At 62.4% G+C, this 12,042-nt stretch carries 12 protein-coding genes; 5 read left to right on the plus strand and 7 right to left on the minus strand.

Going from position 1 to position 12,042, the window contains the following annotated elements:
* Positions 1 to 24 precede the first annotated feature (24 nt).
* Entirely contained in the window at positions 25 to 1,254 is a 1,230-nt protein-coding gene (locus tag AB8A38_RS13200; RefSeq protein WP_439086260.1) for a DUF1501 domain-containing protein, read from the minus strand.
* Positions 1,251 to 2,744 (minus strand): DUF1800 domain-containing protein, encoded by a 1,494-nt coding sequence (locus tag AB8A38_RS13205; protein ID WP_439086261.1) that lies wholly within the window; start codon positions 2,742 to 2,744, stop codon positions 1,251 to 1,253. Before AB8A38_RS13205 ends, AB8A38_RS13200 begins: the two co-directional genes overlap by 4 nt.
* A gap of 122 nt (positions 2,745 to 2,866) precedes the next feature.
* Here AB8A38_RS13205 and AB8A38_RS13210 point away from each other — a divergent pair, with 122 nt between their 5' ends.
* Complete coding sequence (locus AB8A38_RS13210) at positions 2,867 to 3,067, plus strand: cysteine-rich CWC family protein (protein ID WP_439086262.1); 201 nt, start codon at positions 2,867 to 2,869, stop codon at positions 3,065 to 3,067.
* Between the two features lie 54 nt (positions 3,068 to 3,121).
* Here the strand turns inward: AB8A38_RS13210 and AB8A38_RS13215 are convergent, their stop codons facing one another.
* From AB8A38_RS13215 to AB8A38_RS13230, 4 genes are all read right to left on the minus strand, one after another.
* Positions 3,122 to 4,594 carry a diguanylate cyclase domain-containing protein gene (locus tag AB8A38_RS13215; RefSeq protein ID WP_439086263.1) on the minus strand — a complete coding sequence of 491 codons (1,473 nt, stop codon included), beginning with the start codon at positions 4,592 to 4,594 and terminating at the stop codon, positions 3,122 to 3,124.
* Positions 4,595 to 4,767: 173 nt separating this feature from the next.
* Entirely contained in the window at positions 4,768 to 5,463 is a 696-nt protein-coding gene (locus AB8A38_RS13220; RefSeq protein ID WP_439086264.1) for a glutathione S-transferase family protein, read from the minus strand.
* 22 nt (positions 5,464 to 5,485) lie between these two features.
* Positions 5,486 to 6,196 (minus strand): glutathione binding-like protein, encoded by a 711-nt coding sequence (locus AB8A38_RS13225; protein ID WP_439086265.1) that lies wholly within the window; start codon positions 6,194 to 6,196, stop codon positions 5,486 to 5,488.
* 192 nt (positions 6,197 to 6,388) lie between these two features.
* Positions 6,389 to 7,165 carry a DUF4394 domain-containing protein gene (locus tag AB8A38_RS13230; RefSeq protein ID WP_439086266.1) on the minus strand — a complete coding sequence of 259 codons (777 nt, stop codon included), beginning with the start codon at positions 7,163 to 7,165 and terminating at the stop codon, positions 6,389 to 6,391.
* Positions 7,166 to 7,318: 153 nt separating this feature from the next.
* Here AB8A38_RS13230 and AB8A38_RS13235 point away from each other — a divergent pair, with 153 nt between their 5' ends.
* A complete protein-coding gene (locus AB8A38_RS13235; RefSeq protein ID WP_439086267.1) occupies positions 7,319 to 7,897 on the plus strand; it encodes a sigma-70 family RNA polymerase sigma factor in 579 nt (192 codons plus the stop codon).
* Positions 7,894 to 8,658 carry an anti-sigma factor gene (locus AB8A38_RS13240; RefSeq protein ID WP_439086268.1) on the plus strand — a complete coding sequence of 255 codons (765 nt, stop codon included), beginning with the start codon at positions 7,894 to 7,896 and terminating at the stop codon, positions 8,656 to 8,658. The genes AB8A38_RS13235 and AB8A38_RS13240 overlap by 4 nt, the downstream gene beginning before the upstream one ends.
* 58 nt (positions 8,659 to 8,716) lie before the next feature.
* On the opposite strand, the gene AB8A38_RS13245 is transcribed toward AB8A38_RS13240, so the two are convergent.
* On the minus strand, positions 8,717 to 9,973 hold the full coding sequence (locus AB8A38_RS13245) for a hypothetical protein (protein ID WP_439086269.1): 1,257 nt from the start codon (positions 9,971 to 9,973) through the stop codon (positions 8,717 to 8,719).
* Positions 9,974 to 10,449: 476 nt separating this feature from the next.
* Between AB8A38_RS13245 and AB8A38_RS13250 the strand changes: the two genes are divergently transcribed.
* Positions 10,450 to 11,514: a hypothetical protein gene (locus AB8A38_RS13250; RefSeq protein ID WP_439086270.1), complete on the plus strand. Its 1,065-nt coding sequence runs from the start codon at positions 10,450 to 10,452 to the stop codon at positions 11,512 to 11,514.
* Between the two features lie 98 nt (positions 11,515 to 11,612).
* On the plus strand, positions 11,613 to 12,005 hold the full coding sequence (locus AB8A38_RS13255) for an EF-hand domain-containing protein (RefSeq protein WP_439086271.1): 393 nt from the start codon (positions 11,613 to 11,615) through the stop codon (positions 12,003 to 12,005).
* Positions 12,006 to 12,042 lie beyond the last annotated feature (37 nt).

Here is a 12,042-nt window from a genome sequence, read left to right on the forward strand (position 1 = left end):
CGGGCATGACGAGTTCTTCTGTAGCTACCCCACCAATCCCTTCGCCGGCTTCACCAGTGCGCTATCCGGAAACACCTGCTCGGCCAGTGCACGCTCGCTGATGCCGAGGTGATCGTGGAGCACGCCCTTGAAGATCGCGCGCAGATCGGTTGTCGGCGCGAGGTCGCGGGCCTCATACAGTTTGCCATTCGCAAGGCCCGGCCAATCCGCAATCACCCGGCCGCCCTTGATCGCGCCACCCGCAAGCAACGCAATCGTGCCGGTGCCGTGATCGGTGCCGGCGGTGCCGTTGATCTTGGCGGTGCGACCGAATTCGGTGGCGACCACGACAATGGTGTCCTTCCAATGCGGCCCAAGCCCGCTCTCGAATTCCGCCAGCGCGCCATCGAGACCGCCGAGCAATTGCGCGAGGCGCCCGACCGGGCCGCCTTCCTGCGCATGGGTATCCCATCCGTCGAAGGCCAGCGCCGCGATGCGCGGGCCGTCATCGGCAGCCATCAGTTTCGCTGCGCCGCGTGCGACCTGGCGCATCGCCGCCACGGCATTGCCGCCGCCCTTCGGTTTCATCTCGTCGCCAACGGCGATCTTGTCGAGCTTCAGGCCCTGCGACAGTGCCGTCGCCAAAGCGGGATCGCGGTCCTGATAGAGTTGCATCAGCCGCATCGCCGTATCGTCGGCCGCATTGGGCAGATTGACCGGCGCCCAGCCGACAGTCGGCGCGGCGCCGCGCAGCACCAGCGGCGTGGTCGGTCCAATCGCAAGACCCGACGAGACGCGCTCGCCACGCGGTAACGCTTCGATAGCGCGGTTGAGCCAGCCGGACTGCACGCGGCCGGGGCCAGCATAGCCGCTCTCCAGCACATCCTGGCCGTCGAAATGCGAGCGCTCGCGATAGGACGTCGCCACCGCATGGACCACGGCCGCTTTCTTGTCGCGATACATCCGCGCGAATTCCGGCATCGCCGGATGCATGCCGAAGAACGAATCCAGCGCGATGGCCGCGCTGGGTCCGTCCTTCGCCAGCGCGATCGAGCCGTGCAGGCCCGCGTAATCGGGATCGCCGAGCGGCGCGACTGTGGCGAGGCCATCGAGCGCGCCGCGCAGGATGACGACGACAAGGCGCGGATCGCGCGCGTCCGCAGCGCGCGCGAACTTCGGGATATAGGCCCAGGCGGCAAAGGCTGCGCCTGACAGCAAGAACGAGCGGCGCGTCGTGCCGAGCGAGGTCCGGCTTTCACAGCAGTCCATCGTCATCTCCTCTGGAATTCCGGCGACATCAGCAGCAGCGTCAAGGCCTGTTGCCGCGTCTCCGCGCGCGCGATCGTCTGTCGTGTTTCGGATGAGGCCGCCTCGCCGGCGACCACGTCGAGCATCTCGCGCGGATCGATACTGTCGGGAATGCGCGACGAAACCTGCGCCGCGAGATCGAGCCGCAGCTTCATGCCTTCGGGCACCGCCCAGGCGGCATTGCCGTCCGGAAAACCGTTCGGCCCCGGCGGTGTCCAGAGCGGCTGGCCGAGCGTCTGCAGCCCCGCAAAGTAACGGCCGGGATCTTCCGGGATACGTGCCAGCAATCGACCGGTGGAAATCAGATATTCATAGGGCGTGCGGAGCTTGGCCATTGGCATCTGCCAAGCCTCATTGGAATCGAGCAGCGCCAGCGCCAGCGCCTTCAGATCGCCGTCGGTCTTTGTGAACATGCCTTCCAGCCGCGCCAGCAGTGCCGGCGGCGGCGCATCAGCCACGAAATGCTGCGCGAATTTCCTGGCGATGAATTTCGCCGTCGATGGATGGCGTGCGAGATCGGCGAGCGCGGCTTCGCCCTGCGTCACCCCGGTGTCGTCATAGGTCTTGTCCAGCAATTGCTGCGGCCCGGGCTCATGCGCATTGGCGTTGAAGGCGAAACTGCCGGGGGTGCCGATCTTTCCTTCACGGCCCGCAAAGGTCCAGCCGGTGATGATCCGCGCCAGCGACGTCACATCGGCCTGTGTGTAACCACCACCGACGCCGAGCGTATGCAGTTCCATGATCTCGCGCGCGAGATTCTCATTAAGTCCGCGCTTGCCCCTCTCGCCGGCTTTCGAATTCGGGCCGATCGATTGCTGGTTGTCGAGAAAGAACAACATCGCCGGATGCTGTTCGACGGCCTTCAGCATGTCGGTAAATTTGCCGAACACATAAGGGCGGATCGCCTCGCGTTCGAATGAGCCAGCCCACATCCGCGCCGGGTCGCCCTTGCTGGCCGAGATGCAGAAATGGTTCGACCAGAACACGACGAGGCGTTCGACGAAGCCACCCTCGGCAATAGTCGCGCGCTGGATCCGCGCCAGCGCTTCTGCGCGATAGGTTTTCTGCACCACATTGGGCGGCAGCGCGACGGCCGGCGGCGGCTTCGTCGCATCGGGCTGCACGGTCATGGTGGTGTTGCCGGTCATGGCTGGCGCTTCCGGCTTCTTGTCCATCGCAGCCGGCGGCGCTTCAACCGGCACCCGGCCCGGTGTCTTCAGCGCCGCCTCACGCGCCGTCTTCACCTCCAGCTGATAGGCAAACATCGCCTGCCCCAGTTCCGTCGTCGATTGCAGGCCGGGCAATTCCAGCAGCGCCGCATTGGGGCGCGCGAGCTCGGCTTTCACGAAGCCGCGGGGGTCGGAGGCCGCATTGACGATATCGCCGGAGGCGCCGCCGCGCGCGCCAAAACCGAAGCGATTCAGCGCGATCAGCGCACCTTGCGGGTCGCGGGCCATCGGGTTTCCCTCACTCTGCCTTCGTCCTATGATGCATCTGGCCGTCACAGGCGCCACACCCGATATACGGGCGGAACAGATGAACCCGGCATGAAAATCGCGCTGAAATTTGGGCTGCTTTCATGAATTATCGGACAGAAACTGCACAGCCGCTCAGCCGCCGCCTGACTTGTTCGGACTGCGGGACTGAATTCGGCTGCGACCTGTCCGGCAATTGCTGGTGCGCCGAGGAGACCGCGAAACTGCCGATGCCGACCACAGGCGGCGACTGCCTGTGTCGCGACTGCCTACGCGCCAAGGCGGCGGCGCACGCCACGACCTGACGGACGTGCCTGATCCACGTCGCGCGCGATTGCGCATCGGCTCCCGCAGCCTGCCTACACCATGCCCGCGCTGCGCCGGTCGCGATCGGGCTGCGCATAGTAGCTGCGTTTGGCTTGCAGCATTTCCATATCGGCGCGCTTGACCACGGCTTCGAGCCGCTCGCCGGTCCGGCTGGTGGCAATCCCGGTGGAGAGACTCAGCGTCAGATCCGGATAGTATTGGTTGTTGACCTCGATCAGTCGCGCCAGCGAGGCAAGCACAGCTTCGCCGCCGGCAGCATCGACTCCGGGCAATAAGACGGCGAATTCGTCGCCGCCGATGCGCGACACCGTCGCCGGCTTTTCGACCAGTTCGCCAAACACCTCGCCGGCACGGCGCAGCAACCCGTCGCCGGCGGCATGGCCAAGATCGTCATTGGCAGCTTTCAGTGCGTTGAGATCGGCGACGATCACGGTGACCGGTTGCGATCCCTTGCGTTCGAGCCGGTTGAGTTCGTCCACGAAGAACGAGCGGTTCGTGGTGCGCGTCAATACGTCGTGGGTGCCGAGATATTCCAGATAAGCTTCCGCCTTCTTGCGCGCCGTGATGTCGGTCAGCGCGACCTGCACCTGCGACCAGTCGCGCTCATGCCCTGGCAATACTGAAAACTGCAGCAGCAGATGAAGCTTGGTGCCGTCGAGCGCGTAGTTGACGACCTCACGCTGCTGGAACAGCTTGCCCTCCCACAGGTCGATCAGTTGTTCGCGGAAATGCGGCTCCATCTCGTCGCGAAATACATCCGACAATTGACGGAGCAACGTGTCCTTGTCGGGCGCGCCGAACAGTTCGAGCGTGCGGCTGTTGACATCGAGCACGCGGATTTCGCTCATGCAGCGCAAAACGAATTCCTCGTGCACATCCGTGAACACGCGAAAATCCTCGATACCCCGCGCGCGAACGTCGTCCACCAGGCGCTTGACGCCGCTGAAATCCTCGACCCACAGCGACACCGGCGAATGCGCGAACAGGCCGAACGCATAATTCTCGCTCTCCGCGAGGCGACGGCGCGCGCCTTCGCGTTCGGTCACATCCTCGATGGCGATCATCACGCGATCCCAGCGCTCTTCATGCCCGGGAAGAACAATGCCGTGCAGCTGGATGTCGAGGCGCTCGCCCTTCAGCGTGTAGTTGACCGTATGGCTGGAAAAATGATTCCGGCCGCTCCAGAGCTGGGCCAGTTCCGACACGTGGCTCTTGAACGTATCGTCGCGCATCACCAGGCCGAGACTGAGCGTCAGGTGAGACAGGTCGCGCGCGCCGAACAGTGACAGCGTCTTGCGATTGACCTTGAGAATGCGGATGTGCTGCGAGCACTCGCGGACCCGTTCGGGATTGGCAAGCAGGAATGTCTCGATATCGTCAACACCCTGCGCCTGCCACTGCTCGAACAGCGCCTTCACGTCGCTGTAGTCCTCGATCCAGAGCGAGACCGGGGCTAGGTCGAACATCACGGCATCGTCGGCGAGATTGGTAGGCGGAACGGACATAGAGACCTTGGCGCGTGAGACAGCGTGAATCGTTGAGGTATTCCCTTATAGCGAGAGTTACAGGGAATATCCTCGGATTTTCACGAAGGCACCAAGCACCACGAGAACACCGCTGGTATGCGGACATGAATACCAGCGACTGCTCCATTCATCGCCCATAGAGAGAGTGGAACTCAGACCGGATAGCCCGCCGAGTTCCGCGCCATGCCGTTAAAAGCATCAAGCATTTTTTCGCGCCATGCATAGATCGCGTCGTCTTCCGCCAGCAGCTTGAACGGCGAGATCGCGCGCGCCCACTGGAACGGGCCGAATACGATGTAGTCGGCATAGTTTGGCGCGGCGCCGCCAAGGAACGGCTGCGTCTTCAGGGTGAGGCGCATCGGATCAAGCGACTTGCGGAAGGCATCGACGCCCGTGTCGCGATTGGACGCGACCTCTTCCAGCGACTTCTTGAACCGCGCTTCGCGGCTCTCGCGGAAATAGACCTGATCGACCGGACGCAGATGACCATGAATATCCGCGACAATGAACGGGAACATGCCGGCGACCACGACGGTGTCGCCCCACCAGTTCAGCATCCGCCCCATGGCGCGGCCGCCCTCGCCGCCGAACAGTGACGGACGATCCGGATAGGTGTCTTCGAGATAATTGGCGATCGCCCAGGAATCGCTGACTACGTGCTCGCCATCGAGCAGCACGGGCACCTTTTCAGACTGGTGCGGCTTGATCGCGTCCTTCTCGGTGAAACGCCAGGGTACCGACGTCGCTTCGAGGCCCTTATGCGCCAGCGCCATCCGGATGCGCCAGCAGAACGGGCTGAAGGGACGATCTTCGTCAGTGCCGACCAGTTCGAACAGTTGCAGCGCCATGATTGCTTCTCTTAATTCCGGTCTAATTCTTCACGACAGCGGACGTCTGGCCGAACAGCAGCTTGCGCTCTTCCTCGGTGCGGATCGGCGGCTGCCCGAAATTGGGATTGACCTCTTTGGCGATCTCATAAGCGCGCTTGACGGCGGGACGCTCGGCGATGGTTTCGAGCCAGCGCTTGAGATGCGGGAAGTCGTTGATGTCCTGGCTCTGATTCTTGTAGGGCACGATCCAGGGATAGCTCGCCATATCGGCAATCGAATAGTCGCCGGCGATGAATTTGCGGTCCGCAAGGCGCTTGTTGAGCACGCCATAGAGCCGGTTGGTCTCGTTCACATAGCGATCGATGGCGTAAGTGATCTTTTCCTGCGCGTAGTTGCGGAAGTGATGGTTCTGTCCGGCCATCGGGCCGAGGCCGCCCATCTGCCAGAACACCCACTGGATCGCATCATAGCGCACAGCGAGATCATCGGACAGGAACTGCCCGGTCTTCTCGGCGAGATACAGCAGCATCGCGCCGGACTCGAACACCGAGATCGGTTTCGAGCCGCTCTTGGGCGCATGATCGAGCAGCGCCGGAATGCGGTTGTTCGGTGCGATGGCCAGAAACTCGTCCTTGAACTGGTCGCCCTTGCCGATATTCACCGGGATGACCTTGTAGGGCAGCCCCGCCTCCTCAAGAAAGATCGTGATCTTGTGGCCGTTCGGCGTGCTCCAGTAGTAGAGGTCGATCATCGGGTGTTCCTGCGCGTGTTGGATGGCATGCATCCGAACTGAATGCGGTTGCATCGAGTTCGCCAGAACGACCAAGTGAAGTCAATGCCGGCGGAGCACGGGAATGCAGATCCGCTCTGCAGAACGTGAATGCCGCGCTCCCACGGAATGCGGCATTCGTTGGTGATGTTGCGTGAAATCGCAGCGTGCGACTTACATGCCCATGATGGCGATATCCGTCACCTTGCCCGTGACGTCCGAAATCCTGGCGGCCTCGGTCGCCTTGCCGGTGGCGAGATCGACCGAATAGAGCGTGCCGTCCGCCATCAGCCAGGCTTCATTCCTGGTGCCATCCGACCAGATATCGAAGGCGACAGTCGCCGGCTTGATGCCGAGTTTGCCGACCGCGCCGAGGATGCCGTCATTCGGCGGCGCCTGCTTGACCAGCGCGCCGATGGTGCCATCGATGTTGAACAGCGCCGTCTCCTTGGTACCCTTCACCGAATTGGTATAGGCGCCGGCAATGACGTTGGGCTTTTCGCCCTTGTGCATGTCGGTCTCGGCATATTTGTGATCGCCGTCCTTGGTGACCTTGCCGTCGTCGACATTGGCGCGCAGGCTCATGCCGTCCGAGCCCATCACGCGCAGACGATCGGCCACGGGGTTGAAGTCGACGGTGGCGGTGACGCCCTTGGCCAGCATGGTGTCGAGCTTCGACTTCACCGTCGCCGTGCCGTCCGCGGCAATGGTGACCACGGTGCCGTCATCGACCAAGCCATAGAGCATGCCATCGGCCGGCCGGACATCGATGCCGACCAGCGCGCCGGAAATACCAGTGACCTTGACGGACCCGGTCGCCTTCTTCTGCGCGGTGTCGACCGTCGCAATGGTGTCGCCGCCGACCAGGGCTGCGACCTGGGCGGCATTAGCGACGGCCGCGGGGATCAGCAGCAGCGCGGCGGAGGCGGCGAAAAGCGAACGAAATGACATAAGTGGCTCCCTGTGTTTCCGCGATCCCCTCGGGACCGACACAAGGACTACCGGCGGGCCCTCCCGACTGGATGCACGCCCCTGAAAATAAATTCATTTGGGTGCATCCAATTGCGCGCGGCAAAGGTAGACTGACCATGCTAGGGCATGGACATGACTGGGAATGGCACCATTACCGAGACCCGGCGCGACGAAGCGGGCCTCGGCCACGCGCGCGAGGCGCAGCTGTCGGCCGCGCTGGCGCGCTGCGCAGCCGGCGATCGCACGGCTCTGCAGATGATCTACAATAGCGAAGCCCCGAAGATGATCGGCGTCGCTCGCCGTATCCTGTTCCGGCAGGATCTGGCGGAGGAAGCCGTGCACGATGCCTTCGTGCGGATCTGGGGTGCGGCCGCCTCGTTCGATCCGCATCGCGGCTCGGCGCGCGGCTGGCTCTATGCCGTCGTGCGCAACCGCGCGCTCAGCATTCACCGCAACGAGCATCGCTATGACGCATCCGACGACAGCGCGCTCGATATCGACTGCGAGGGGACCGTGACGCGGATGCCGGAGACCTCGGCGCTGCGCAAATGCCTCGAGCGTATCGACCGCCCGCGCCGCGATGTCGTGGTGCTGGCCTATGTCCATGGCATGAGCCATGGCGAACTGGCCGGACGACTGAAGGTGCCCTTGGGCACCGTGAAGAGCTGGGTCCGCCGCAGTCTGTTCGCACTGCAGGAGTGCATGGGATGAGCATGCACGACGACAACACGCGTTCCACCGACGATCTCGCGGCGGACTATGTGATGGGCCTGCTGGAAGGCGCGGAGCTCGCCGCTGCCGAAGCGCGCATGACCGACGATGCCGATTTCGCCAGGGCCGTCAGCACCTGGCGCGAGCGATTGGCCGATCTCGACGCCACAGCCGAAGCGCTCGCCCCCAGTGCTGCGCTGTGGGACCGCATTGCCGACTCCACCAAGGTGAAACCGGCGATCCCGCTGCCCGGCGCCCGTGCCGCGCTGCGCGGCGCAACGCTGTGGGATAATATCGGCTTCTGGCGCAGCACCGGGATCGGCGGGGTGCTCGCGGCCTTGATGCTTGTGGTGATCCTGATCGGCGCGCTCGCAACGTCGCGCCAGCTGCGCCGCGAACTGATCGCCCTGGCGCAGCGCAAGCCGATCTATGTCGCCGTGCTGGTCAACGACGCCACCAGGGAAACCGGCGCCATCGTCAACACCTTCTCCGACGGCCGCGTCGAGCTGATCCCGCTGCGCCCGATCGACGTCCCCGCCGGCCGCACGCTGCAGGTCTGGACCCTGTGGGATCGCGACATCGGCCCGAAGTCCATCGGTCTCACCGGACAGTCGCGGACATTGCAGCTCGATCTGGAAGCACTGCCGGAAACCGTCCCGGATCAGTTGTTCGAGATCACGCTGGAGCCTGAAGGCGGCTCGCCGATCGACCGACCGACCGGGCCGATCCTGTTCAAGGGCAATGCGGCGCGGGCGCTTTAAGCCTCCTCATCGCTCGTGCCGAAGTCATGCCCCCGCGAAATAAGGATCCTGGACGCCATCACTGAGTTGTCGGTTGTGTAGGCTTCTCCGGCTTCGCGATTGAGCCGGTTGGATCAGGGTCCCGGGCGGCTGGACTAGAAGACGATTGCGGTGGACTTTCTGAGGGCTTTGACGGGGGCTGCGCAACTCTTGTGGCTCTCGGTGCAGCGGCACTATCGATGCGATCAAAGCGCTCATTCGGATGACTAAGATTGATCTGAATCGACTGCTTCGTCGCATAGACAGAAGCTTTGGTCATCAGTGCACCGCATTCCGTCTCCGTAAGATAGTTCGTGCAGGACCGCCAGATAAAACGACTAACGAGCATAAAGTGCGGCGCGTACGCTTCAACATACGGGTTTGTATAGTTCATGTTGCGAACGAAGTTGCGCCAAAGCGGAAGACTGCCGCCACCTCGGCTTAAAACGTAGTAAACATAGTCGCGTTTCTCGCAAGGCTCCATGTTTGTGAGCGCAGGCGTACCATCCGCGTTGAAAAGACGAGCGGCATCAGTGCTGACATTGAGGTTGCAGGCTTTGTTGAGCGAATCCAGGATGACCCACATGTTCAACTCAAGCGCATCCCTGTACAGCGGCAGCAAGATGAGCGTCGGTCCGAGGCTGGAGAAGCTCAAATTGAGCAGATCATCCACGATATTTGTCGCTTCATTCGCAGCCTTGACAGTGAAGATGGCAGCTTTGGCCGATGCAGACAGAACGGGGAGTTCACCGACAAGCTTATCGCGGATCGTGGCAAGTTTTGCGTTCGTCTTCTCGTTGAACAGCGCACTCAGAGCTAACCGGTAAAGCGCATAGTCAAGCCGTGCCATCTTCTCATCGAAAAATTGACAATTGGCCGGCTCCGCAAAGGCGATAGTTTTGAAAGTGGCACTCGCCGGCGCATCGCTCGCGACCTGCGTCATCCATTCCGTTAGTGTCCGGTTTTGTCGATCCTCACGTGCATCTCCCCGATTTTGGTAGAGGCAGGCATAGGCCTCGAAGGCAACACTCAGGGTCTCCTTCAAACTTCCTTCGATCGCTGCTCGATCTGCTTGATTGTGCCCGCCCTGCCGTGCCGCTGCCATCAAGACGCCGATCAGCATGTAAGATCGAAACAACCGGTGGCTCTTAGTGTGCGCCGTAAACAGGACGTAGTCTTCGACCTCTGCCACTATGCCACCGCGCTTATCGAACTCCGCACACCCCGTCAGCATTGACGCCACCAGAACAAGCGCCGTCATTCGCGCAGTAAAGCGCGTCGGGAATCCTGAAAACATGACCGCCCCCAAGCAAATCTTTGATTTGTAATGAGGTGAAGCTCGCCAGATTCGCGACGCATCCCGTAGTTGATATTTATCAGGACATTTCTTTTGATTGATTTATCCACATCAATCGCTTTTGGGTTGAGTGTCCATTCGCGCGCCTGGCGCAGCACGGCGGCGCCGTCGCTTCGGCGAGGTCCCGACTATCGCCGGAAATCGTCACCGACCAGCTGTTCGAGGTCACCCCGGAGCCCGAAGGCGGCTCGCCGATCAGGCGAACGACCGGGTCGATCCTGTCAAAGGGCAATGCGGTGCGGCCGCTATAGCAGTCGCATTCGCCCTCCGATCGTTTGCCTGCTTATTGAACGTATCAGCCACTGCGCTCGACAAAGGCGTGGCATCGCGGCAGGACATATAGTCTCCTGAAGCTAGTCCTGTTGACTCGATTGATCCATCTTGCGGCGTCGAATGGCGCGTTGCGGAGAGAGTGCATGCGATATTCGACCGATGATCTGCGCGCGGCTGTCACAGCCGGCGTGCTTCCTTCCACGCAGCTCGACGCCCTGCTGGCTTTCCTCACGGCGCGCGTGCCGGAGCAGCCGGCTGCCGGGCCCAAATTCGATGTCGTGCATCTGCTCTGGTACGCCGGCGCGCTGGTGGTGATATCAGCCATGGGGCTGTTCTCGACGCTGGCGTTTTCGCAAATGGGCGGACAGGCTCTGACCGCCACTGCGCTGGTCTATGCCGGCCTGTTCACCGCCGCCGGTCACTATCTCTGGACGGTCAAGAAGCTGCGCACGCCGGGCGGACTGCTGATCGCCGTGGCCGTGGCAATGACGCCGCTCGCCGTGTTCGGCATCCAGGACGCCTACGGTGCCTGGACCGAATTCGGCAGGCCGAAGGCGATGCGCGATTTCTATGTCTGGATCAAGGGCAGCTTCGTCTTCATGGAGCTTGCGACCATCGCGGCAGCCATCGTGGCGCTGCGGTTCTATCGCTTTCCCTTCATCGTCTTCATCATGGCGGTTGCGCTGTGGTTCCTGTCGATGGATGTCGTGCCCTGGATCGCGGGCGCGGGTTATGGCAACTGGGAACTATCGCGCAAGGTCTCCATCTGGTTCGGCCTCGGCATTCTGGTTGCTGCGGTGATCGTCAACCTGCGCCAGCGCAGCGGCGATTTCGCATTCTGGCTTTATCTGTTCGGCGTGCTGACATTCTGGGGCGGCATCACCGCCACGTCGAACGGCACCAATCTCGACAAGGCGCTATACTGCCTGCTGAACGTCGGCTTCCTGCTGATCTCGGTCGCTTTGTCGCGGCGGGTGTTCGCGGTGTTCGGCACCATCGGCATCGCCATCTATCTCGGCGACCTCGCCGAGAAGATCTTCAAGGATTCGATGCTGTTCCCGTTCGCGCTGTCGCTGATCGGCATCGGCATCATTGCGCTGGGGCTGTATGTCCACCGCCACCAGCGCGACATCGGCACCTGGGTCGATGCGCGCCTGCCTGAATCGCTCAAGCGCCTGCGGGCGGAACCGGTCGCCGGACAGGCGTGACGAAGCGGCCCCCTGCAGGACAGCAACTCTCGTCTCTTGAATCGATTATTCTGTTCAGGCATCCTTGCAATCAAGGATAGCACTCGAGGGAGGCCGCCATGGCGTTGTCGCGTCGGACCGTTCTGTTGTCGCTGGCCCTGCCGCTCGCCGTCGTGCTGCCAGCCAGCGCTGCCAGTTTCCTCGTCAGGCTCGATCCCGACAAGGATGGCACCGTCGACATGGCCGAGGCCAAGGCCGCCGCCGGCAAATTGTTCGACCTGCTCGACCGCGACAAGGACGGCACGCTGGACGCCCGCGAGTTGCGCGGCCGCATGAGCAAGAGCGAACTCGCCGCCGCCAATCCGGACAATGACGGCACGCTCGACAGAGCGGAATATCTTGCCGTGGTGGAAACCCGGTTCCGTGCGGCAAACCCCGACAATGACGGCACCATCGATGCCAGGGAATTCGCCACGCCAGCCGGCAAGAAGCTGTTGAAGCTGCTCAAGTAGGGCCCCCTTTTATCGCCACCGGACTCGCCCCATATTC

It is taken from the genome of Tardiphaga sp. 839_C3_N1_4 (genome assembly GCF_051811045.1).
Classification (GTDB): domain Bacteria; phylum Pseudomonadota; class Alphaproteobacteria; order Rhizobiales; family Xanthobacteraceae; genus Tardiphaga.